30 protein-coding genes are annotated in these 21,298 nt (G+C 31.8%); 13 read left to right on the top strand and 17 right to left on the bottom strand.

What is annotated here, in order from left to right:
• Position 1: 1 nt before the first annotated feature.
• The 10 genes from hisC (at position 2) to serS (ending at position 7,859) form a co-directional block, all read left to right on the top strand.
• Positions 2 to 1,075: a histidinol-phosphate transaminase gene (gene hisC, locus DFR85_RS25305; protein WP_110270675.1), complete on the top strand. Its 1,074-nt coding sequence runs from the start codon at positions 2 to 4 to the stop codon at positions 1,073 to 1,075.
• Positions 1,053 to 1,910 (top strand): ATP phosphoribosyltransferase, encoded by an 858-nt coding sequence (gene hisG, locus DFR85_RS25300; protein ID WP_110270674.1) that lies wholly within the window; start codon positions 1,053 to 1,055, stop codon positions 1,908 to 1,910. Before hisC ends, hisG begins: the two co-directional genes overlap by 23 nt.
• Positions 1,907 to 2,593 (top strand): 1-(5-phosphoribosyl)-5-((5-phosphoribosylamino)methylideneamino)imidazole-4-carboxamide isomerase, encoded by a 687-nt coding sequence (hisA, locus tag DFR85_RS25295; RefSeq protein ID WP_110270673.1) that lies wholly within the window; start codon positions 1,907 to 1,909, stop codon positions 2,591 to 2,593. The genes hisG and hisA overlap by 4 nt, the downstream gene beginning before the upstream one ends.
• Entirely contained in the window at positions 2,586 to 3,167 is a 582-nt protein-coding gene (hisBd, locus tag DFR85_RS25290) for an imidazoleglycerol-phosphate dehydratase (RefSeq protein WP_110270672.1), read from the top strand. Before hisA ends, hisBd begins: the two co-directional genes overlap by 8 nt.
• Positions 3,164 to 3,919: an imidazole glycerol phosphate synthase subunit HisF gene (gene hisF, locus DFR85_RS25285; RefSeq protein WP_110270671.1), complete on the top strand. Its 756-nt coding sequence runs from the start codon at positions 3,164 to 3,166 to the stop codon at positions 3,917 to 3,919. Before hisBd ends, hisF begins: the two co-directional genes overlap by 4 nt.
• Complete coding sequence (gene hisD / locus DFR85_RS25280; protein WP_110270670.1) at positions 3,916 to 5,100, top strand: histidinol dehydrogenase; 1,185 nt, start codon at positions 3,916 to 3,918, stop codon at positions 5,098 to 5,100. Before hisF ends, hisD begins: the two co-directional genes overlap by 4 nt.
• Positions 5,093 to 5,374, top strand: a complete 282-nt coding sequence (hisE, locus tag DFR85_RS25275; protein WP_110270669.1) for a phosphoribosyl-ATP diphosphatase — start codon at positions 5,093 to 5,095, stop codon at positions 5,372 to 5,374. The genes hisD and hisE overlap by 8 nt, the downstream gene beginning before the upstream one ends.
• On the top strand, positions 5,371 to 5,958 hold the full coding sequence (gene hisH, locus DFR85_RS25270; protein WP_110270668.1) for an imidazole glycerol phosphate synthase subunit HisH: 588 nt from the start codon (positions 5,371 to 5,373) through the stop codon (positions 5,956 to 5,958). The genes hisE and hisH overlap by 4 nt, the downstream gene beginning before the upstream one ends.
• The gene (hisI, locus tag DFR85_RS25265; RefSeq protein ID WP_110270667.1) at positions 5,943 to 6,350 is read left to right on the top strand and encodes a phosphoribosyl-AMP cyclohydrolase; all 408 of its coding nucleotides are present in this window, start codon (positions 5,943 to 5,945) and stop codon (positions 6,348 to 6,350) included. The genes hisH and hisI overlap by 16 nt, the downstream gene beginning before the upstream one ends.
• 138 nt (positions 6,351 to 6,488) lie before the next feature.
• Positions 6,489 to 7,859, top strand: coding sequence for a serine--tRNA ligase (serS, locus tag DFR85_RS25260; protein ID WP_110270666.1), 1,371 nt, complete (start codon positions 6,489 to 6,491; stop codon positions 7,857 to 7,859).
• A 2-nt stretch (positions 7,860 to 7,861) separates the two neighbouring features.
• On the opposite strand, the gene DFR85_RS25255 is transcribed toward serS, so the two are convergent.
• From DFR85_RS25255 to pyrB, 12 genes are all read right to left on the bottom strand, one after another.
• The gene (locus DFR85_RS25255) at positions 7,862 to 9,373 is read right to left on the bottom strand and encodes a B12-binding domain-containing radical SAM protein (protein ID WP_210433910.1); all 1,512 of its coding nucleotides are present in this window, start codon (positions 9,371 to 9,373) and stop codon (positions 7,862 to 7,864) included.
• Positions 9,374 to 9,412: 39 nt separating this feature from the next.
• The gene (locus DFR85_RS25250; RefSeq protein ID WP_110270664.1) at positions 9,413 to 9,652 is read right to left on the bottom strand and encodes a hypothetical protein; all 240 of its coding nucleotides are present in this window, start codon (positions 9,650 to 9,652) and stop codon (positions 9,413 to 9,415) included.
• Between the two features lie 40 nt (positions 9,653 to 9,692).
• Positions 9,693 to 9,998 (bottom strand): RPA12/RPB9/RPC11 RNA polymerase family protein, encoded by a 306-nt coding sequence (locus tag DFR85_RS25245; RefSeq protein ID WP_110270663.1) that lies wholly within the window; start codon positions 9,996 to 9,998, stop codon positions 9,693 to 9,695.
• Between the two features lie 101 nt (positions 9,999 to 10,099).
• Entirely contained in the window at positions 10,100 to 10,567 is a 468-nt protein-coding gene (locus tag DFR85_RS25240) for an Lrp/AsnC family transcriptional regulator (protein ID WP_110270662.1), read from the bottom strand.
• A gap of 62 nt (positions 10,568 to 10,629) precedes the next feature.
• The gene (locus tag DFR85_RS25235) at positions 10,630 to 11,229 is read right to left on the bottom strand and encodes a MarC family protein (protein WP_110270661.1); all 600 of its coding nucleotides are present in this window, start codon (positions 11,227 to 11,229) and stop codon (positions 10,630 to 10,632) included.
• A gap of 2 nt (positions 11,230 to 11,231) precedes the next feature.
• Positions 11,232 to 11,534: a hypothetical protein gene (locus DFR85_RS25230; protein WP_110270660.1), complete on the bottom strand. Its 303-nt coding sequence runs from the start codon at positions 11,532 to 11,534 to the stop codon at positions 11,232 to 11,234.
• Entirely contained in the window at positions 11,506 to 11,811 is a 306-nt protein-coding gene (locus DFR85_RS25225; RefSeq protein WP_110270659.1) for a hypothetical protein, read from the bottom strand. The genes DFR85_RS25230 and DFR85_RS25225 overlap by 29 nt, the downstream gene beginning before the upstream one ends.
• Positions 11,808 to 12,680 (bottom strand): dihydroorotate dehydrogenase PyrD, encoded by an 873-nt coding sequence (pyrD, locus tag DFR85_RS25220; RefSeq protein WP_110270658.1) that lies wholly within the window; start codon positions 12,678 to 12,680, stop codon positions 11,808 to 11,810. Before pyrD ends, DFR85_RS25225 begins: the two co-directional genes overlap by 4 nt.
• Positions 12,658 to 13,815 (bottom strand): dihydroorotase, encoded by a 1,158-nt coding sequence (pyrC, locus tag DFR85_RS25215; protein ID WP_168367157.1) that lies wholly within the window; start codon positions 13,813 to 13,815, stop codon positions 12,658 to 12,660. Before pyrC ends, pyrD begins: the two co-directional genes overlap by 23 nt.
• On the bottom strand, positions 13,805 to 14,380 hold the full coding sequence (locus DFR85_RS25210; RefSeq protein WP_110270656.1) for a 2-polyprenylphenol hydroxylase: 576 nt from the start codon (positions 14,378 to 14,380) through the stop codon (positions 13,805 to 13,807). The genes pyrC and DFR85_RS25210 overlap by 11 nt, the downstream gene beginning before the upstream one ends.
• On the bottom strand, positions 14,377 to 14,844 hold the full coding sequence (pyrI, locus tag DFR85_RS25205) for an aspartate carbamoyltransferase regulatory subunit (protein ID WP_110270655.1): 468 nt from the start codon (positions 14,842 to 14,844) through the stop codon (positions 14,377 to 14,379). The genes DFR85_RS25210 and pyrI overlap by 4 nt, the downstream gene beginning before the upstream one ends.
• Before the next feature lie 2 nt (positions 14,845 to 14,846).
• Positions 14,847 to 15,740, bottom strand: a complete 894-nt coding sequence (pyrB, locus tag DFR85_RS25200; RefSeq protein ID WP_110270654.1) for an aspartate carbamoyltransferase — start codon at positions 15,738 to 15,740, stop codon at positions 14,847 to 14,849.
• A 62-nt stretch (positions 15,741 to 15,802) separates the two neighbouring features.
• On the opposite strand from pyrB, the gene pyrE reads away from it, so the two are divergent.
• The 3 genes from pyrE to DFR85_RS31935 are packed head-to-tail and all read left to right on the top strand — an operon-like array spanning position 15,803 to position 17,664.
• Positions 15,803 to 16,381 (top strand): orotate phosphoribosyltransferase, encoded by a 579-nt coding sequence (pyrE, locus tag DFR85_RS25195; protein WP_110270653.1) that lies wholly within the window; start codon positions 15,803 to 15,805, stop codon positions 16,379 to 16,381.
• Complete coding sequence (gene pyrF, locus DFR85_RS25190) at positions 16,374 to 17,030, top strand: orotidine-5'-phosphate decarboxylase (RefSeq protein ID WP_110270652.1); 657 nt, start codon at positions 16,374 to 16,376, stop codon at positions 17,028 to 17,030. The genes pyrE and pyrF overlap by 8 nt, the downstream gene beginning before the upstream one ends.
• On the top strand, positions 17,002 to 17,664 hold the full coding sequence (locus DFR85_RS31935) for a hypothetical protein (protein WP_246252863.1): 663 nt from the start codon (positions 17,002 to 17,004) through the stop codon (positions 17,662 to 17,664). The genes pyrF and DFR85_RS31935 overlap by 29 nt, the downstream gene beginning before the upstream one ends.
• A 3-nt stretch (positions 17,665 to 17,667) precedes the next feature.
• On the opposite strand, the gene DFR85_RS25180 is transcribed toward DFR85_RS31935, so the two are convergent.
• Genes DFR85_RS25180 through DFR85_RS25160 form a run of 5 tightly spaced genes read right to left on the bottom strand, consistent with a single transcriptional unit; the run spans position 17,668 to position 21,268 of the window.
• Positions 17,668 to 18,678 (bottom strand): phosphate uptake regulator PhoU, encoded by a 1,011-nt coding sequence (locus DFR85_RS25180; RefSeq protein ID WP_110270651.1) that lies wholly within the window; start codon positions 18,676 to 18,678, stop codon positions 17,668 to 17,670.
• A 23-nt stretch (positions 18,679 to 18,701) separates the two neighbouring features.
• Positions 18,702 to 19,193, bottom strand: coding sequence for a cell division protein CdvB3 (gene cdvB3 / locus DFR85_RS25175; RefSeq protein ID WP_110270650.1), 492 nt, complete (start codon positions 19,191 to 19,193; stop codon positions 18,702 to 18,704).
• A 25-nt stretch (positions 19,194 to 19,218) separates the two neighbouring features.
• Positions 19,219 to 19,524 carry a winged helix-turn-helix domain-containing protein gene (locus DFR85_RS25170; protein WP_110270649.1) on the bottom strand — a complete coding sequence of 102 codons (306 nt, stop codon included), beginning with the start codon at positions 19,522 to 19,524 and terminating at the stop codon, positions 19,219 to 19,221.
• A 24-nt stretch (positions 19,525 to 19,548) separates the two neighbouring features.
• Positions 19,549 to 20,901 (bottom strand): dihydrolipoyl dehydrogenase, encoded by a 1,353-nt coding sequence (gene lpdA, locus DFR85_RS25165; protein WP_110270648.1) that lies wholly within the window; start codon positions 20,899 to 20,901, stop codon positions 19,549 to 19,551.
• Positions 20,891 to 21,268, bottom strand: coding sequence for a hypothetical protein (locus tag DFR85_RS25160; RefSeq protein ID WP_110270647.1), 378 nt, complete (start codon positions 21,266 to 21,268; stop codon positions 20,891 to 20,893). Before DFR85_RS25160 ends, lpdA begins: the two co-directional genes overlap by 11 nt.
• Positions 21,269 to 21,298 lie beyond the last annotated feature (30 nt).

Raw genomic sequence — 21,298 nt, 5'->3', positions numbered from 1 at the left:
CATTATTGCACCAACCGATTTAAGAAAAATATTATATACATGGTTAGAAAATGCAGGAGAATATAATTACGACGACATAAAAGAAGGTTTAAGATTACACTTAAATGAATCGCCATATTCTCCTCCAGACTTTATTATAGAAAATGTAGAAAAATATTTAACAAAAGGCAATAGATATCAACATCCTGACCTAATAGCTCGATTAAGAGAATTAGCTGCAGAATATAGTAAAGTAGAACCTGAGAATATCCTGCCTACTCCAGGAGGAGACGGAGCATTAAGGACTATTTTCTATAATTTAACGCAGCCAGGCGATACGGTAGTATACAACTTTCCTTCGTATAGCATGTATCCAGTATATTCTTCAGTTAGAGGTTTGAATGTTATTAAAATAAATCTTAAAGAGGACGGCGATTGGTGGAAAGAGGATTTAGATTTATTATATAATAAAATTTCAAATGCTAGACTTGTAATAATAGACGATCCAAATAATCCTACTGGATCTCCTATGTTAAAGGCCAAAGAGGATATAATATCTAACATAGCCGAAAAGATTAACGGGTTATTAATAATAGACGAAGCATATTATGAATTCTCTGGCTATACAGTGAAGGATTTTATTAGCAAATATAAGAATGTTGCAATTGTAAGGACATTAAGTAAGGCGTTTTCATTAGCCTCGTTTAGAGTTGGTTATCTAATAGCTGACAAAGAAGTTATAAAAGCCTTAACTAAGGCTACTACACCTTTTGATATCCCATTACCTTCATTAGTAGCTGGTATTTCTGCGTTAGAAAACCCAAGCTATGCATTTAATATAGCAAATGAAATAAAGAAGAATAGAGATTTTCTTTATGAGTCTATAAAGAAATTGGGTCTGAAGGTTTATAAATCACTAACTAACTTTCTTTTCTTTAAATACGATGGAGATCTTATTCATCCTCTATTAAGTAAAGGAATAGCTATTAGAAGGCCAATTAGTAGTTATTATAGAGTTACTGTTGGCACATTAGAGCAATGTACCATTTTTACACAGAAATTGGGTGAGATAATTGAAAATAGCAATACCAAATAAAGGTAGATTACAGCAGCCTTCATTACAGTTTTTATCTTCTGTAGGAATCAAACCACTAGCTACTGACGAAAGATCGCTAATAGTTCCTACTAGTTGGGAAGGAGTACAATTAGTTCTAATGCGAACTGAAGATATACCTAATCTAGTTGAAAATGGGGCTGCAGATATAGGTATAACTGGAATGGATTATGTTATAGAATCTAGGGCAGATGTAGAGGATCTAATAAGATTAGATTTTGGTAAGGCGAAAATATCTCTAGCTGTCCCACTTAGCTGGAACATTAGTGATGTAAGTGAGTTAAAAAGAGAGATAAAAATAGCTACAAAGTATTATAATATTGCTAGGGAATATATTACAAGGAAAAATATTAATGCTAAGATAGTGAAAATAAGTGGTGCGGCAGAAGTAATGCCTTCTCTGGGTGCCGCTGATGCAATAATAGACGTCGTAAGCACTGGTACTACCTTAAAATTGCATGGCCTAAAGGAAATTGATACTGTAATGGAAACATATGCTACTATTATAGGAAATAGATATTGGCTGAAAAGTGAAGAAGCGGACAAGATTAACTTAGTGTTAACAATGATGAAAGGAGCATTAAGCGCTAGAGGTAAAAAAATGATATTCATGAATGTTAAGGATAAAGATTTAGAAAAAGTCCTTGCGTCTTTGCCTGCCATGCTTGCTCCAGCTATAAGTAAACTTAGCAAAAGCGATGCATGGGAAGTTATTACAGTGGTTAATGAAGACTGTTTGCCAGAAATAGTAGCTAAGGCAATGATTGCAGGTGCTAAGGATATAGTTATATTAGGAATAGAAAAAGTGATAAGATGATAGTAGTACCTAGCATAGACATTAGCGAAGGAAAAGTCGTAAAAAGAATTAGGGGAAAAAGAGGATCTGGTCTTATATTAGGTAATCCGTTAGATATAGCTTATAGGATATACAGCGATGGATATAATTATGTGCATATAGTAGATTTAGACGCTGCAGAAGGCGTAGGTTCAAATGAGGATATAATAAGAAATATAGTGAAAATTGGATTTGACAATGTAGAGGTAGGTGGAGGAATAAGAGATTTAAATAAAGCTAAAAGGCTTATAAGTTATGGTATTTCGTTTTTAGTTGTATCTACTATAATTTTCACAGATAAGACTCTTTTTGATCAAATTATAAAGGAAGTAGGACGTGATAAAATAATATCATCCTTAGATTATTGTAATAACATAATTTATATAAAAGGATGGAAAGAAAAGTCCATTTCTTTAAATGAAGGAATAGATACAATTAAAGATACTTACGGAACTATATTTACCAACATATGCAATGAAGGAACTAAAAGCGGAATTGATAAGACTTTAGGCAAATATATTTTAGACCTTCATAATATGAAAGGTTATGCAGGGGGCATAGGCAATATTAAAGATCTAACAGACCTTAAAGAATTAGGTTTTGATTTTGCAATAGTAGGTATGTCTTTTTATTCTGGCATATTAAGAGGTATTAAATATGTCTAGATATTCAAGGATTTTAAGAGAAACGAAGGAGACTAGAATTGAACTCGAATTAGATATAGATAATCCTGGCAACATTGAAATAAAAACTCCTGTTCCTTTCTTTAATCATATGTTAAATACTTTGCTATTTTTCATGCGATCTTCTGGAAAAATAATAGCTGAAGACAAACAAAACTATGACGATCACCATGTAATAGAAGATACGGCAATAACATTAGGTCTTGCTGTAAAAGAGGCTCTAGGCAATAAGGATGGTATAAAGAGATTTAGTAGTAACATAATTCCCATGGATGAGGCGTTAGTAATGATTGCAATAGACATTTCTAGTAGAGGATCATCATATGTAGATTTAAAACTGAAAAGAGAACAAATAGGTGGATTCTCGACTGAAAATGTAAGTCATTTCTTTGGTTCTTTAGCTCAAAATGCTGGCATTACTTTGCATTTGATGCAAATTAAAGGTGAAAATGATCACCATATAATAGAAGCTTCATTTAAGGCATTAGGAATTTCTTTATATGAAGCAACTAGAATTGTGTACAGTGGAACAAATAGTACTAAGGGAATACTATGACTACAAAACGCATCATAGCTTGTCTTGATGTAAAGAACGGAAAAGTCGTAAAAGGTACTAATTTTCTAAATCTAAAGAATAAAGGCGATCCAGTAGAGTTAGCATCTAGATATGAGGATGAAGGAGCAGACGAGATAGTATTTCTTGATATTTCAGCTACTATAGAAGGCAGAACTACACTATTGAAAGTAGTTAGAGACACTGCTAGCGTGTTATCTATACCATTGACAGTAGGTGGCGGTATTAGATCAATAGAAGATATCTCAAGAACTTTATCATCTGGTGCAGATAAAGTTAGTATAAATACAGCAGCAGTTGAAAATAAACTCCTAATTACTCAAGGATCTAATGAATTTGGTGCGCAAGCCATAGTTGTGGCAATAGACGCAAAAAAAATCAATAGTTCATGGCTTGTTTATACAAAATCTGGTACCTACAATACTGGAATTAATGTCCAAACATGGGCTAAAGAAATAGAAAGACTAGGTGCAGGAGAGATATTACTTACAAGCATAGACCAAGACGGTACTAGAAAAGGATATGATTTAGATCTTACTAAATTAATAGTAGATTCAGTAAATATACCGGTTATAGCTAGTGGAGGAGCAGGCAAATTAGAAGATTTCTATGACGTATTTAATTATTCTAATGCTGATGCTGCATTGGCCGCAGGTATATTTCATGATGGTGTAATAAAGATATCAGAGCTTAAGACTTATTTAAAATCTAAAGGAGTTGATGTTAGGATATGATAGAGTATATATTACCTAAAGACAGACCCATATCGTTTATTTCTGTATTAGATAAAGTAAGGGACATAATTGCAAAAGTTAAAGAAGAGGGAGATAAAGCAATTATTGATTATACAGCTAAATTCGATAATTATCTATTATCGGATATTAAGGCTAATCAAGACGAAATCAAATCTCAAGCATCCTTATTGGATGATAATGTTAGAAATGCTATAGATATCATTTATGATCAGTTAACAGATTTTCATAAAAGTATGATGCCTCCTAATTCTGGGGGAGGTAAAAACGGAATAGAGTTTGGAGTAGTTTGGAAACCAATAGAAAAAGTTGGTATTTATGTTCCAGGAGGAATAAAGACTTATCCCTCTACTTTACTTATGGCCGGAATTCCTGCCAAGATTGCAGGCGTTAAGGAAATATATGTTGCTACTCCTAAAGAAAAAGTAGACCCTGCAATAGCATATATTTCAATTAGATTAAATATTAGGGGCATATATAAGATAGGAGGCGCTCAAGCTATAGCTGCTCTTGCATACGGAACTGAAAGCGTAAAAAAAGTTGATAAAATAGTAGGTCCAGGCAATATATATGTACAAGCCGCAAAATATCTTGTAAGTGAGAATGTAGGTATAGATGGAATAGAAGGGCCAACAGAATTGGTAGTTATTGCAGATGATTCTGCTAATCCAGAAAATGTAGCTTTAGATCTTCTGGCACAAGGAGAGCACGGGAAAACATCATTTTTAGTTTTAATCTCAACTTCAGAATTTTTGGTAAATAGAATTAAATCAATGTTACCTAATGAAGGTAACTTCTATATAATCAAAGTGAACAATATAGATGAGGCTATACAAATTGCAAATGATATAGCCCCAGAGCACTTATCAATTGCTACTTCATCTCCTTTACAACTTTTAAGTAAAATTAGTAATGCTGGAGCAATAACACTAGGCAATACACCACCAGCATTAATAGACTATTGCGCTGGTCCAGATCATATTTTACCCACAAATGGCTGGGCAAGATTTAAAGGAGGAATAACAGTCTTTGATTTCCTTAAACCGTTATCTTATGTTATTTCAGAGAAGCCAGAAAAAAATCTAATTAAAGCTGCTATGATATTGGCTAATTATGAAGGCTTCAATTTTCATTCTAAAAGTATAGGTGCTAGATATGAGTGAGATTCTTCAAGACTTATATGATATAATTTTAGATAGGATCAATAAGATGCCAAAAGGTAGTTATACTGCAGAAATAGTATCTAAGGGAAAGGGATATGTAGCAAGAAAAGTAGGAGAGGAGGCCGTAGAAACTGTAGTAGCATCACTAAGTGAAGGAAAAAACAGATTCTTATGCGAGTCAGCAGATCTTATTTATCATCTTTGGGTTTTGATGGCTTTAGAAGGAATAAAACCCGAGGATTTGTATCAAGAATTAAAGAGGAGAATGAAATGAAAGCTATAGTAGTTAACTATGGAGTAGGAAATCTATATAGTATATCATCTGCATTAAAAAGAACTGGTTTTGAAGTTAAAATAGGGAATATAGAGAACGCCGATCTTATAGTTTTTCCTGGGGTAGGATCATTTTCTGCAGTCTCTAAGTACATTAATGAAAATGAAAATAAATTGAATGATTTAAGATCTAATGGCGTAAAATTTCTAGGAGTCTGTTTAGGTTTACAAATAATGTACGAGGAAGGAACAGAGGGCGGTAAAAATAAGGGTTTAGGTTGGTTTAAGGGTTATGTAGATAAAATAAATGCTAATGTTAAGTTACCTCATATAGGTTGGGAAAAAATTCTTATTAAGAATCCTTCTGAACTAACTGAAGACCTGGATAACAGATATGCATATTTCGTTCATAGCTATGTAGCATATACAAACGAAAATAATGTTTTAATGATTAGTCATTATGGAATCGACTATCCTTCAATAGTATATAGCGAATTTGCTATAGGTACTCAATTTCACCCAGAAAAAAGTAGCGATACTGGTAGAATATTCTTTAGAAATCTAACTAGGTGGATGAAACGTTAAAGTTATCTAATGAAGAAGCAGAAAAGATAGCTTCTATGCTTAATTATAGGCATGAATATTTTACTATAATAGCTGTCCTTCAGGATGCTAAGTCAAACGAAGTATTAATGGTCGGTAATATGAATAAGGAAGCAGTAATAAAATCGCTAACTACTGGATATGCTCATTTTTGGTCATTAAGTAGAAAGAAAATATGGTTAAAGGGGGAAACAAGTGGAAATTTCCAAATTATCGAGGATATAAGAATAGATTGTGATAGTGATTCAATAGTGCTAAAAGTAACATCAATAGGACCAGTATGTCATACAGGGAACAGATCTTGCTTCTATAGAGGATATAAGGAATTTACCCAAAAAACAGAAAGAAATGATAATATGCTAATGAGATTTTGAAAGATTTTTGTTTTGTTACCAATTATTGGGTTGATATAGTTACAAGCATCTTGTCTTTTCTACAGAGCTATTGGCATCGCAAAAATAGACAGAGTTTAGAATCAGAAGGCATAAAAGCTTAAGCTTTTTGTGTCTATTATGTCTTGGAGTTTATTAGAACTCATTAGAACAAAGCCAGAAGAACTTATAGCAAATCTAAAGAGAAGATATATAGATCCTTCAGTAGTAAACAAAGCCGTAGAATTAGATAAGAAATGGAGAGAAATCCTTCAACAAGTAGAAAAATTGAGGCATGAGCATAATGTTATAACTCAACAGATTCCTAGATTGCCACCTGAAGAGAGAAAAAAGAAAATTAAAGAAGCTAAAGAACTGTTAGCTCAATTACAACAAAAAGAAAAAGAACTTAAGGAAATAGAACAAGAAAGAGATGAGGTTCTTAAAAATTTACCTAATATTGTAACTGAAGATGTACCGCAAGGCCCAGACGATACGTATAGTGTACCAATAAAATTCTGGGGAAAATTTAGAGTTTATGAAAAAGATGTTGATGAATTTAAGAAACAACTAAATGGCGCCAGCGTTGAATATGAAACTATTCAGTGGAAACCAATAGGGCATGCAGACATGTTAGAAAATGTTCTGAAACTAGGCAACACTATTAAGGCATCTGAAGTAACCGGTTCTAGATTCTACTATTTATTTAACGATATAGTATGGTTGGATTTCTCTTTATTATTTTATGCGATAGATACACTAACCTCTAAAGGATATACTTTAGTACTTCCTCCTTATATGTTACGTGGAGAAATTATTTATTCAGTAATCGATATGGACACATTCAAAGACGCTATTTACAAAATAGAAAATGAAGATTTGTACTTAATAGCTACTGCCGAACATCCTTTAGCAGCTCTTCATTATAAGGACGAATTAGACAAGGAAGAACTACCTATAAAATTAGCTGGAATAAGTCCTGCATTTAGAAAAGAAGCAGGAGCTGCTAATAAAGATCTAAAAGGAATATTTAGAGTTCATCAATTTCATAAAGTAGAGCAATTTATATATTGCCTTCCAGATGATAGCTGGAAATATCATAAAGAATTATTAAATAATGCTGAAGAAATTTTTCAAGGATTAGAATTGCCATATAGAATTATTAATATAGCATCTGGTGATTTGGGTGCTTGCGCAGCAAAGAAATATGATCTAGAAGTATGGATGCCTGCTCAAGCTAAATTTAGAGAAATGGTTAGTTGTAGTAATTGTACTGATTGGCAAGCGTACAGGATGAAAATACGTTATGTAGATAGAAAAGAGAGCAAAAAGGGATATGTACATACTTTAAATAGCACAGCTGTAGCTAGTACTAGAACGATCACAGCTATTCTAGAAAATTATCAAAAATCAGACGGAAGTGTAGAGATTCCTAAAGTATTACGAAAATACCTAGAACCTTTCAAAGCAGCTCCAAAAGATTATATATTACCCGCAAATAAAAAGCCGTGACTTTATTTCTTCATTTGAGTCTCTAGCCACGCTTCTACTTTTTTCATTTTTCTTTTAGCAGCAAATAAGAACATTTTTAAAGCTATTCTTACTGGGTAGTATATAGGACCTTCAATATAGAACTTATTTATTATGTCTTCTGCCCAATAAACATCATGCCAAAATACTCTTTTATATAGCTCTATATGGGCATCGTTTAACTTAATTTTAGTAAACCAATCCTTATTCTTAAAGTACCCCATTGGGACGAAGAACATAGGAACTAGTATACTTCTATATGATCTTAAATTATCTACTAATTCTATTGTTTTATATACATCTTCTTCTGTTTCTTCCGGAAGTCCAATTATCATAGTACCAGCTGGTATTATATGGTTTTCATGCATTATCTTAAATGCCTCTTCTACTGTTTCAGGATAACTTTCTGGTTTATATGGGGCCGATTTAGCAGGCATTATTTCCTTAGCTAGTTTTACCGAACCAGTTTCTATACCTACTTCTACTCCCAAATATTTCTGATTACCTTCTCCGTATATTATTTCGGAAAGTTTACTTATTAACCCATATTTCTCTTGAGAATATCTTATGGCTGCTAAGCTTGCGTGACTCCATGCTATTGTCTTATAGTATTTCTTAACTAGTTTATGTAATTTTATTAATGGTTCGGGCCTAGGTAATATACCTACTGCTCCATAAAATAGCACATCATCGCTATGTATAACTCCACTATGAATGCCTGCCTTTACATTTACTTGAAGCTCCCTTTCTATTTTATCTAATGGATAATATCTAGTTGGTCTTAATGTTACCGAACAAAATCTGCAAGATCTAGCGCATCCTCTCATTATTTCTACTAAACCGTTAACACTTGCGCCTTTTATATCTGGAATATCTTCTAGGTCAGGAACATCATCTCCACTAACATATACATATCTAGGCAAAGGCTCGCCGTCTATAATAGACTGAGCAAGTTTTACTATTACCTTTTCGCCTTCTCCATCTACTAAAGTATCAACACCTAATTTTTCAATCATGTCTTCTCTCCATAGCCATTGCCACGTAGAAGGTCCACCTACTATTATTTTCATGCCTTTTTTCTTAGCTTCCGAGATCTCTGGCTTGTTTATAAGTGCTTGAAAACTTTTATAGTTTATAGGCTCTTTTTTTGTAATTCCCCACCATGTAGAAGAAGGTGGACCAAAAGCAAAATAATCATGGTGAGAAAACATTAGAGCTTTTGCATTATTAAGGTACTTATCTATATAATCTGGATCTATTATTGCTGCATTAAAACCCTCATCTATAAGTTTCGCTTCTATTTTTCTCATGCCATAAGGAGCCTCTAAAGGTCTTCCTAGCTCGTCCACTTTCATCTTTGGGCATGCTAACCATTTCCATACAGATTCTGGCAATCCAACAGCAGGTCCAGTACCTAAAAATCCTAAAAACTCCTTATGATGGTGATCAGTCATTAAACATCTATCAGTAGTTAAAATAAAATCAAACTGCGTCATTCAATTCACCTAATTAGTACCCTAGTATAAAAATATATCTTATAAACGTATTATTATTTCTCTAATAACCTTTTTAATATCGTCCGGAGCGTTTGACCAATCAAAAGATTTTATTCCTTCAGTTTTCTCTTCCCATTCTTCTCCATTTGGTAACGTATATTTTCTTACCTCAGATATAGAAAATACCTTTCTTCCTTTCTCATCCTTTAATTCTTCTAACAAAAATTTTCTTTTATTAAAATTTACTAAATATTTTTCTGTTGCCTCTGTTATCTTCATACCACTTTACTTTACAATAAAAATTTATAATATTATCTCTTTAGTCTTCATCGTTTTCTTCTGAACCTTCTAATTCGTCTCTTAATAGTTCTAAACCTATTTCTTTATAATATTCTTCTCTTTCTTGTTCCCATTCGTCTTCGTCTCTCTTTCTTCCAGATTTATCACTAACTATGGATGTAGTTAGAACTTTGTTAGATTTTCCTTTACTTTCTTTAATTTCGTAAGCTTTTTTGGCCTTATTATCCATCTCTTTTTCATATCCACATTTAGTACATCTTAGCACCTCTTTGCCATCTTTTTTCACTGGTATCATCATTCCTCCACACTTAGGACAGAACTGCAATCAAATCACCATATAGTAAATTAAAGCAATAGTATTATATTTAAGGCTTTTGGAAACAAACGTATACATTAACGTTTTTTATCTTAATATAATTAAAGAATTTAAACTCTAACTCTAGGATCTTCTTTTACTGTGTTTAAAACTATACTTGTATAAGTTCTTTCAACTTTAGGATTTTTGAGTAATTGTTTTAAGAAATTATCCAAATCCTCCACGTTTTTGAATTTAGCTATTAGTACTACATCGTATTCTCCTACTACATCATATACTGCTACTATATTATCAGTATTAGCTATTTCTCTTTCAAATTCTACTAAATGTTTTCCATCAACTTTTGCCATAATTACTGCGGATAAAGAATAGCCTAACTTTGTATAGTCAACAAGCGCAGTGAATCCTCTTATCATTCCTTCTTGTACTAATCTAGTTAATCTATTATGTAACGTAGCCGGTGATACATTCATTTCTTCAGAGAGTCTCCTTAAACTTGTTCTAGCATCTCTTAACAATTCAATTAGTAATCTTCTATCTATCGCATCCATGTCTATTTTTTTCTTATTATTAGACATATACTTCGTAAAAAAGTAGGTGGAACTTGTTAAAAAATTTTTATTTTAACTTCGGATTGTCATTATAAGTTAATTTGAGATATACCTTCTAGAATTAGCTGAACACCAAAAGCAGCAATTATAATTGCGGTAAATCTTCCTGCAGCCACAGTACCAGTTCTTCCTAGGGCCTTAATTAAAAGAGGTCCCATCATCAATACTACATAAACCAAAAATGCTGATATCAAACTTCCTATGATGAGATAAAAAACATTAAAGGTTACTGACAAAGAGACTAATGCAGTCATTGTACCTGGGCCTACAATAAGTGGAGTGGCTATAGGAGTTACTACAGCTTCTGTAATGCTCTTAGACATAAACCTTAGCTGTTGAAAGCCACCCATCGTGTCTATACCTAGATAAATTAATATAATACCTCCTCCTATTTCTAGAGAAACCGGTTTTATACCTAAAAAATCTAGCATAGGTTTTCCTATTATTGAAAAAAGTAGTAAGAGTACTATTACTGCAATTTCTACTTTATTGACTAAAAACCGCCAAGTTACTTTTGGATCGTTTTGACTAAATTCTTCAAACATTGCAAGAATATATGGTATTATTGAAAATGGATCCATTATTGCAAAAAGCTTAACGGCAATTACTAATGTTTGAGATAATTCCATTCTTATTCTAGGAGGTTTAAAATATCTTTGAGATTTTTAATCTTTTCATTTTGGTCATTAGTAGCTAATGCTATTAACATTTTACCTAAGATTTTATATATTCTACTTATTTCTTCCTTACATTTTTTACTATCTGATTCAATATTATTTATTCTTCCCTCCATAGATTGTATTCCAGAATATAGTTCTCCTAGTACTTCCTCTATATTTGGTTCATCATTATGATGATGCTGAGACTCTATTTCTCTTTGTATTTCTTGTAGATCTTCGTCACTCTTAGGAAGTTTGTCTATCCTGAGTTTCATCTTCTCCCTCCGTATCTATACTTCCTGTTACCTTTTCATTTGTTACTATATATTTTCCTATTCCCATTCTTAGGTAATGTTTCATAACAGTTGTTATCTTACCTGCAGCTCTAACTGGTATACATTCTGACTCAACTTCTTCTCCATCAGTAGTTTTTGCCACAACTTTAGCATTTTTCTTATCATCACTACAGAATTCTATAGTTACTGAATCAATTTTACCTAAGAAAACTAATCCTTCTAAATCTCTTCCTTTCATAACCGTTCTAGATGTCATCTTTTCACTGCTTTACCTATTATATCTTCTAACTTTAATCCCTTTTGATTTAAATAAAGATCAAGATCTCTCCTTATCTCGTTTATTATATCATATCCTTTGTCTATTATTGCGGTTCCAATACCTACAAGTTTAGCCCCTACACTCATTAGCCCTATAACTTCTTTATATGAGAATACTCCTCCTACTCCTATTATTGATGGTTCATATTCTTTATAAACTTCGGAGATTATTCTAAGACTTAAAGGATATATACACTTACCCGATATTCCTCCAGTTTCATATGTTAATATAGGTTCTAATGATTCAACGTCTATAAGAAGTCCCTTAAGAGTATTTATTAATGTTAATCCATCAGCTCCTGCTTCTAATGCCTTACCGGCAATTTCCAATATATTATCCCAAGGACCTAACTTTACAAAAACTGGTTTAGATACACTTCCTTTAACATCCTTTACTATTTTATAAACATCGTTAGCTAAAGAAGCACCGTATCCCTTTCTGTTTGGGCTACTAATATTTATTTCTAGAAGATCGGCTTTATTTTGAGCAAATTCTGCAACTTCTTTTATTTCTTGAACAGATTTGCCTCCTATACTTATAAACAATTTACATCCTATATGAAGATCATTAATAAACGTCATTCCAGGATTTCCTAATCCTATAGCATTAATATAGCAATTATCGTGAAATTTTAATATTGTGGGAGGATTATGAGGACTTAAAGGATTCTTTGTTAGTGTTTTTGTAGTTATCGCGCTCGGTTTATATTTTGTACATATATCTTGAATGACTTTTTTTACATCCGGTATAATACCAGACGGTATTATTATAGGGTCATTAAAATTAAGTGTTCCCAGATTTATCAAAAATATTTACACCCCGTATAGGATAAACTTCCTCTCCATCATAAGCTATTTTACCTTCCACTATGGTTGTCAGAATATTAGCTTCTAATGGAAACTCATCCAAAGGAGTCTCCAATACTTTAGAGAATTTAGTATGATACCTCCAGTCGTTAAAACTAATAATTGTAAAATTAGCTATTTTATCTTCTTTAATTTCTCCTAGATTAACTCCCAATATTTTTGCAGGATTTTTAGAAACTAGCTCAACAGCTCTCTGAAGAGATATTATTCCTTTCTTAAACATAGTATAAACAAATGGAGTAGTGAAAGAGACTGCAGCAATCCCTGGAGGGCATATTTCATATGGCATATTTTTCTCTTTAGATGTATGGGGCGCATGATCACTTACTATAGTATCGGCCTCAAACAACGCTCTTATTAACTTATTTTGTTCTGTCTTATCTCGTATAGGCGGATTTACTTTACTTAAGCAATCTTTTTCTCCACTAACTAGAAGGTGATGTGGGGTAAAGTCTACAGTAAATCCAAATTTTTTAGCTAATTCTATTGTATTATAATTAGTAGCATGTGTAACATGAATTTTGCCTTGTACAAAATAGAGAGACGCAAGTTCTTGCCACATTTCCCTCAAATTTCTGAAACTATTGTTAGAGATAGGAATTTCTGGATGTATTATTTTGAGTCTTTTTGATGATAATATTGATTTTAATTCAGGTTTTTCTAGGTCTTCAGGGAATATTTTATATCCTGCTATGGGATCTTCGTCTACTCTATTATCATCGGTTACTCCGGAATATATTCCATAATCTGTTCTTGAATAATTCTCAAATTCTCTAAGTCTAGATAATACTCTTTCATGGGTATTTATGTAAGGCTTAGTGTTTGGCATATCTACTATAGTTGTTACTCCTCCATACGCTGCTTCAGAAGTCGCTGTAATTATATCTTCTTTATATGACAATAACATACCTCTAGTATGTACATGCATGTCTAGAGATCCAGGCAAAATCAATGAGCTAGAATTAAAAGAAATATCTGGTTTACAATCCTTTTTTATCTGTTTTATTTTTCTATCAAATTCTATACAACAGTCTTCAATATTATCTTTTATGAATGCTTTTCCTTTAATCCACAATTTTACTCACTTCTAAGAAGGGTCCTTCAATACAAGGCAAATATCCATTTATTTCACAAGCTCCGCATACTCCTAACATACAGTTCATTTTTATCCACCTTAAATATACTAGAGCGTCTCTAGGCAAGGTTTTCACGTTCTTTACGGATGCTAGAATAGTATCCCATTTTTCATTTGAATCTGGTTTTCGAAACTCAGAATTACATCCAGTGCAATTTACTGCAACATCAAGACCGTTTCTTTTCGCCTCACGCAAAGGGAAAAGAATATCGTAATATAGTTCACCTTCTGCTATACCTAAAACTTTTCCTTTTAGTTCAATGGGTTTTCCAAGTGGTCCTTTAACTATAACTTCACGTCTATGTGAAAGAATATTTACAATATTTGCAGAAGAAATATGAAGCTCTAAAATATTATTCTTATAATCGCCTATACTTAATGGTATTTCCATTTTAGGAAGAACTAACGATATAAATTGTCCTGGTTTTACTTTAAACTCTATTTCAATTTGTATTTGACTAATATTTCCAATTTTATTTATGGATAAAATTTTGCCGTAATTCATGACAATATTTGCCTCAGTACCTCTTCTTCACCTATTTGAGTTTCACAATAATCGCATCTTAATAATATAGGATTCTTACTAATTGTAGTAAATATACTAATAGCTTCTACATCATTATTAGTTATACATGATGGATTAGGACATCTTAGTAAGCCTTTAACTTTGTCTGGTATTCCTATTTTTCTTTTTCCTACCACTTCATAATTTTTTATAATGTTTATAGTTGCAGACGGAGCTATTAATGTAATTAATTCTGCCTCTTTTTCTTTAATTTCTCTTTCTTCAATTTTTACTATATCTTTTGTCTTCATTTTTTTACTTTCTACATTCATTACTAATGCTACTCTACTCCCTTCATTTCCCTTTATTCCTAGTATTTTTAGTACTGCTAAAGCTCTTCCTGCTGGGATATGATCTATTACTGTTCCATTTTTTATTTTACTTACAATGAGTCCATTCTCCAAATTTACTCACCTATAATCTTGTAAAGTAGTGACATTCTGATTGGAACTCCTAAAGAGGCTTGATAAAAATATTTAGCTTGAGGTAAAGAGTCTATTCTTCTATCAATTTCATTTATTCTTGGTAATGGATGGAGTATTATAGAATCTCTTTTCATGAATTCAACTAATTTTTGATCTACAATATAACTCTCCTTAATTTTTTCATATTCTACTTCGTCTGGAAATCTTTCCTTTTGAATTCTTGTAACATATAAAATATCAATATCAGATATTATATCGAATGGATTTTCTAACTCTTTTATCTCATAATTAAGTTCTTGAACTATTTCTTTTCTGGCTTTAAGTTGTGGAGGTGATATCAAATAAACTATTTTTGGTTTGAATCTGGTTAAAGCTCGTAAAATACTATTTATTGTTCTAGCATATCTTAAATCCCCAAATAACGCATATGTTAGATTATCTACTTCACCAAATTTTTTATATACTGTGTATAAATCAATTAAACTTTGAGTAGGATGTTCATGTTTTCCGTCTCCCGCATTTATTACTGGCTTTTGAGAAATTTCTGATGCAAATTTTGCCGCACCATCGTATTTATGCCTTATTATTATACAATCAGAGTATCCTTCTAACATTCTGACAGTATCGGCTAAATTTTCTCCCTTAGCTATGGAAGTTCCTTCCGGCGAGGTAAATCCTACTACTTTAGCGTCTAATTTTAAAGCAGCAGTAATAAAGCTCGTTGCTGTTCTTGTGCTAGGTTCAAAAAATGCTACTGATATTATTTTATCATTTAATTTAGGCTTAATTTTCCCAGTTATTATATCGTCAGTTAATTCAAAAATACTTAGAAAATCCTCTCTCGAAAAATCGTATGAGGAAATTATATTTTTCACTAATTGCCCTTGGTTTTAATTAAAGAAAACTGTATTTAAACTCTTTTCTCTAATTTACTGAGATGAGCATAGGAGATATATTATTAGATAGGAAATTGCTCCTAATAGGAGATTTTATTCTAACTTCAGGAAAGACTAGTCCATACTATCTAGATTTACGTAGGCTTCCAAATTATCCTGAATTTTTCCAGATAGTAAATGACTCTATAAAAGTTATAGAAAAGTTAGACTACGATATGATAATAGGAATAGCTACTGGCGGAATACCTCTGGCATCATTTTTAGCATGCAAGTTAGGAAAAACTATGGGATATATTAGACTGGAGAAAAAGGGATATGGAACAGATAAACTTCTTGAAGCCGATGTAGAAGGCAAAAAAATTTTACTTATAGATGATGTTGCTACTACTGGAGGATCTATTGAAAAAGCATCAAAAGAAATAATAAATAATGGAGGAAAAATAGTAGGAGCGTTTGTTATTGTTGATAGAAAAGAAGGTGCTAAAGAAAGATTAAAAGAAATTGGTGTAGATCTTTATTCTCTTTATAATATCGAATATATTTTGAAATCCGTTTTGAATAGAGTTTCTCAAAACGAGAAAAAAATTATAGAAGATTATTTGGTGAAAAATATTGAATAAAATAATTTTAGCGTTGGATGAACCTCTAGATTATAAAATTTTGAAGGATATTTCCTCACAAGTTGCTGGAATAAAAATAGGCTGGCCGTTAATATTAGAGCAAGGTTTAGAGGGAATAAAAAATATTTTAAAAAATTTCGATAATAACATTATTTTTGACTTAAAGTTAGCGGATATAGATTCAACAATGATAAAGATAACTACTCATCTAAAAAATTTAGGCGATTCCTTTATTGTACATGCGTTTGTAGGTTATAACGAAAGTATAAGAGAACTCAAAGAATTTCTTGACAAGGAAAATAAGAAAATGTATTTAGTATCATCAATGTCCCATAAAGGTTGGAATGATAATTTTTACCCTTATATAAAAGAAGTGATTAAGATGACTAATCCTTATGGCTTAGTTGCACCAGCAACAAGGCCTAAAATACTTAAAACAGTTAAGAAAGATTTCCCAGAAAAGATAATAATTTCACCGGGTATAGGAGCTCAAGGAGCAAAAATAGGTGATGCTCTCTGTAACGGAGCAAATTATGAAATTATAGGAAGAAGTATATATAATTCTAAAGATCCTATAGGTACTATTTTAGAATTTCAAAAAATACAAGAGGAAAGATTAAATGAGTGCAAAAGAGCAGAAACTAGATAAAAACAACAAAAGTTTGAATATAGCTAAACTATATAGATTATTAACAATATCCGAAGATTTACATGAAATAACTGGAGTACCTCCTACTACTGATCTAGAATATGTTTATGTTAAGGATATTCCAGAAGATGAAAACTATGAAATTGTAAGAGTTGGATCTGGTAAATTTCAATATCAAATACTTTACAGTCAAATAGCATATGAATATATAGAATTTCTAAAAGATGTTATGGTACCTTATGCTAATAGAACAATGAGCAATGAAATAGAATTTATGAATATAATTCTTAAGTCAGGCGAATATCTAATCTTGGAAGGAGATGAGGATAAAGTGTCTTTACCAATTCCAGAAGGTATTGGAGTAGCTCATACTCATCCAGGGATATGCCTTTTTTCTCACAAGGATATAGAAACAGCAGATAATACATTTATCAAGGGATACGTAATAAACTCAGTATTGAATCCTCATTGCATTTCTTCTATTTTTAGAAAAGGCGCATATACATTAGACGACAGAGAAAATCTACTATCACTTGCTAAATCCGTTAAAAAAGCCAAAACTATGGATAGTTTAGTTTCTGCATATAAGAAATTTTCATCTGAAAATCTAGTCTTTGAATATAAAAATATTTAATTTTTATACTTTATCTATATTATTTCCACTTTTTGCCATAATATTAATAGTTGATTCGGCTATATCTAAGGAATACCTACTTATCCTTCTAAAGGAATCAGCTGATATCAGTAACCCAATTTTATATGGTGAATCTGAAGACAATATCTTGGATGAGATCTTCTTATGTATCTCATTAATTTCTGAATCTTGCTCTATTATGTTATTTGCTAGATCTTTTCTATTCTCCAAAAACGCTGTAGTAGCTCTCTTATACATTTCTAATACTGTTTTTCCAAGATTCAGTAATTCTTGATCTTTTACACCGTGAAGCTGAGGAACTAAACTTGCTATTCTAGTTGAATGATCAGCAATTCTTTCAATAGATTTTATTGTAGAGTGAATATCAACTATTTGGGCAATATTATAGCCTTCTTCTTCTAATATCTCAAAATTAGAAACACTCAGACTTAGCTGCCTTGATATATAGAAATAAAATCTATCTACCTCATCGTCCCTTTCTATAACTTCATTAGCTATGTCTATGTCCCAGTCTTCCATCGCTATTAAAACGTCTTTTAACATGTTCTGGGATATAGTAGATGCTCTACTTATAGCCTTTGAAATAGGCAAATCTTTTTCGTTGACTAAAAATTGAACAGTTAAAGAATTAGCGTCCTCTTCCACAACTTCTGCTCCTAAAAGCCTTCTTCTTATAGTCTCTTTTATTGCCGCTCTATCTTCAGCCTTCATTCTATTGCAAGATAATGTAACAGTAATATAACCTGCCATGTAATACGCTATAAATTCTCTAGTTGCAAGATCGCTTTTCAAATTTTCGCAGTTTATTATAGCTTTTTCTTGTTTCTGCGGGGTAGAATTAGGCGTTAAAATTAATCTTAAGTTCTTATCCTGAATAATTTCTATTTCGTCTCCTGCTTTAAGCGATAATTGTCTAATCCAACTCTTAGGCAAAGATAATATATAAGTAGAACCACCAGTAAGTTGTATTTTTCGCACTAGTCTGTTTTGCATAACTTCTATAGATATATATAGATTTAAGCTTTTACCTTTATATTCTTCTGATTTAAGATAGAATCTGCTTCGTCCAATATAGCTTGAGCTTCTTGTGTAGCTTTTATTTTTATGTCTTGTGGAATCTCTATAGACGAGTAAAAATTACTAGATATATTATCTATCATGAGTGAAAATTCCGAGCTAAGAGACGGAGTTATATTCTTAAAGATTTTTAACGCTTCCACTATTTTTGGTGCATCATTAACTATATGGCCTACAGAAATTATCGTCTCTATTTTTATTTCTAACATTTCTAATAGTATATCCAATTTATCTAAGTAAGAAGTAATTTTTTCCAATTGTTCAGATTCTTTCGCGTACTGTTCTGCCAAAATAGAGTATCTAGTAGCATTAGCAGTAGAAAGTTTCTGATATTGCAATATTTTATTTCCTATTCTCGAATTCCATAACTTTATCTTATTACGCGCTATTCTGACGTCTGTTAATACTTCGGCAAGATCTTTCTTTTTCACAATACTAAATATTGAGAAGCAACATTTAAGACTGTTTTGCCTCTTTTAATAACTCATCAAAAACGTCTTTAAAAATATAGTACTCCGAGCTTAACTTGTATTTAGCTCCATATTTTTCTCCTTCTTTTATAATTATTTTATTCTCTATTAAAACTTCTAGGTGATGAATAACTGTTTTATAATCTAAATTTAATTTTTCTGAAATCTGATTTGCGTTGAGAGGGGAATTTTGTAAAAGCTTAATAATATTTAATCTAGTTTTTCCACCTTTTGATGAGAAAAAAAGAAATTTTAGCATCTTTTTTACTTGCTTTCTCTCTTTATCATTCATTCGCCCTTACTACTGCCATTCAAATTAATATATCTCTCCATAATAATAGCGTTGGGACGCTTCAGATAGTACTTCGGTTAATGTAGGATGGGAAAATGTCACTCTGTAGATATCTTTCATTGTAAGGTTGTTTTCCATTGCTAGAGCAATAGTGTTTATTATTTCTGTAGCTCCTTCTCCTATCATGTGGGCACCTAAAATTTTACCGTCATTATCAATAACCAATTTCAAAAATCCTTCAATTTCATTAACTGTCCACGCTCTTGGTATAGATGACATATCTACTTTTATTTCTCTAGCTTCAATTCCGGTTTTTTTAGCTTCGTCCAGTGTTTTTCCTATTAATCCAATTTCTAAATCTGCGAATATGGAAATTGGTATATATTTTGGCATAAAATTATCTTTTCCTCCTATATTATCTCCAGCTACTATTCCTTGTCTCCATGCCTTCGTAGCAGATAATGGAATACCTGCACAGTCTCCAACAGCATATATTTTATGATTAGACGTCATTGCCCTATTATCTACTTTAATATATCCTCTTTGGTCTACATCAACATTAGCGTTATTCAATCCTAAATTATCATTATTAGCTTTCCTCCCTATAGTAATTACAGCTAAATCTCCTTCTATCGTTTCAGAAGACGTAGGTAAATTAACGGAAAACCTAACTTTATCTTTATTTTCAATAACTTTCGATTTTGCATTAAGAAATATATTTATTCCTTTTTCCTCTAACCTTTTCTTTGTTTCATTAGCAATATCCTTATCAAATCCAGGTAATAGTTGAGGCATTAGTTCTAATATAGTTATATCTTTTCCCAAAGCTCTAAATAAAGTAGCTAGCTCTACTCCAGCAACACCTCCCCCTACAATGATTATAGACTGAGGTAACTCTGGTAAATTCATCGCTGACCAAGGATCTAGAACGTTCCTATCGTTAAGAGGAAAATCTGGTAATGAAATAGGCGAAGATCCAGTAGCTATTACCATTTTATCCGATACTATTGTCTCATTATTAACTTGAATTTCATTAGAACTTTTTATTTTTCCTATTCCGTTTATTATCTTTACATTAAATTTATTAAGATTTTTAATAAAATTCTCTCGTAGACTATTTATTATTTTTCCTTTATATTCGTTTAATTTCTCATAATTTATCTTACCATTAGTGTCTATCCAAGGGGAATTCTTAGTTTTAGATAGTATCTTTACAGCATCTATTAATGTCTTAGAAGGTATGCATGCTCTATTTATACATTCTCCTCCTACTCTATCCTTTTCAATTAAGGCGACTTCTTTCCCAAGTTGTGCAGACCTTAAAGCTGCAGCTAACCCTCCTACGCCACCGCCTATAACTACTACATCAAAGTCCATGTTCCATATTTTCTCTAGAAAGTATATAGGTTTTGAGCTTCTCTAATGCAGCTCTTATATCAGGATCGTTTATAAACTCCATACAAAACAGTGCAGCGTATTCTATCTCAGTATATACCTTGTATTTTCTATGTATATAACGTAGAGAAAATGACATATCTAAGTAATCTTTTACAAAATTTTTATTACATTTAGATATAATATATAAAAACCCTAGATCTACTATCCTTCTTCGTCCATTGTAGTTTATAACTACTTTAGTTCCTAAAGGTATTTCTTCATTAAATTCACCTTCAATTTGATCTTTAACTTCTATCTCTCTTTCCTCCTTTGCGAGAAAATCCTTTAGTATCTCTTCTATTTTCACATTACTTTTTTATTCTTGGGCATATAAAAA

This window comes from Acidianus brierleyi, assembly GCF_003201835.2.
GTDB lineage: Archaea > Thermoproteota > Thermoprotei_A > Sulfolobales > Sulfolobaceae > Aramenus > Aramenus brierleyi.
This window is presented reverse-complemented; position numbering and strand designations above follow the sequence as displayed.

Bases quoted from the DNA above. Each gene is read 5' to 3' on its own strand.
- DFR85_RS25170 (WP_110270649.1), bottom strand. From the start codon at position 19,524: ATGAATGATAAAGAGAGAAAGCAAGTAAAAAAGATGCTAAAATTTCTT.
- hisA (WP_110270673.1), top strand. From the start codon at position 1,907: ATGATAGTAGTACCTAGCATAGACATTAGCGAAGGAAAAGTCGTAAAA.
- hisBd (WP_110270672.1), top strand. From the start codon at position 2,586: ATGTCTAGATATTCAAGGATTTTAAGAGAAACGAAGGAGACTAGAATT.
- serS (WP_110270666.1), top strand. From the start codon at position 6,489: ATGTCTTGGAGTTTATTAGAACTCATTAGAACAAAGCCAGAAGAACTT.
- DFR85_RS25225 (WP_110270659.1), bottom strand. From the start codon at position 11,811: ATGACATCTAGAACGGTTATGAAAGGAAGAGATTTAGAAGGATTAGTT.
- DFR85_RS25240 (WP_110270662.1), bottom strand. From the start codon at position 10,567: ATGTCTAATAATAAGAAAAAAATAGACATGGATGCGATAGATAGAAGA.
- DFR85_RS25235 (WP_110270661.1), bottom strand. From the start codon at position 11,229: ATGGAATTATCTCAAACATTAGTAATTGCCGTTAAGCTTTTTGCAATA.
- DFR85_RS25255 (WP_210433910.1), bottom strand. From the start codon at position 9,373: ATGACGCAGTTTGATTTTATTTTAACTACTGATAGATGTTTAATGACT.
- DFR85_RS25210 (WP_110270656.1), bottom strand. From the start codon at position 14,380: ATGAATTACGGCAAAATTTTATCCATAAATAAAATTGGAAATATTAGT.
- hisE (WP_110270669.1), top strand. From the start codon at position 5,093: ATGAGTGAGATTCTTCAAGACTTATATGATATAATTTTAGATAGGATC.
- hisF (WP_110270671.1), top strand. From the start codon at position 3,164: ATGACTACAAAACGCATCATAGCTTGTCTTGATGTAAAGAACGGAAAA.
- DFR85_RS31935 (WP_246252863.1), top strand. From the start codon at position 17,002: ATGAGTGCAAAAGAGCAGAAACTAGATAAAAACAACAAAAGTTTGAAT.
- hisH (WP_110270668.1), top strand. From the start codon at position 5,371: ATGAAAGCTATAGTAGTTAACTATGGAGTAGGAAATCTATATAGTATA.
- pyrE (WP_110270653.1), top strand. From the start codon at position 15,803: ATGAGCATAGGAGATATATTATTAGATAGGAAATTGCTCCTAATAGGA.
- hisD (WP_110270670.1), top strand. From the start codon at position 3,916: ATGATAGAGTATATATTACCTAAAGACAGACCCATATCGTTTATTTCT.
- DFR85_RS25230 (WP_110270660.1), bottom strand. From the start codon at position 11,534: ATGAAACTCAGGATAGACAAACTTCCTAAGAGTGACGAAGATCTACAA.
- DFR85_RS25180 (WP_110270651.1), bottom strand. From the start codon at position 18,678: ATGCAAAACAGACTAGTGCGAAAAATACAACTTACTGGTGGTTCTACT.
- DFR85_RS25250 (WP_110270664.1), bottom strand. From the start codon at position 9,652: ATGAAGATAACAGAGGCAACAGAAAAATATTTAGTAAATTTTAATAAA.
- lpdA (WP_110270648.1), bottom strand. From the start codon at position 20,901: ATGGACTTTGATGTAGTAGTTATAGGCGGTGGCGTAGGAGGGTTAGCT.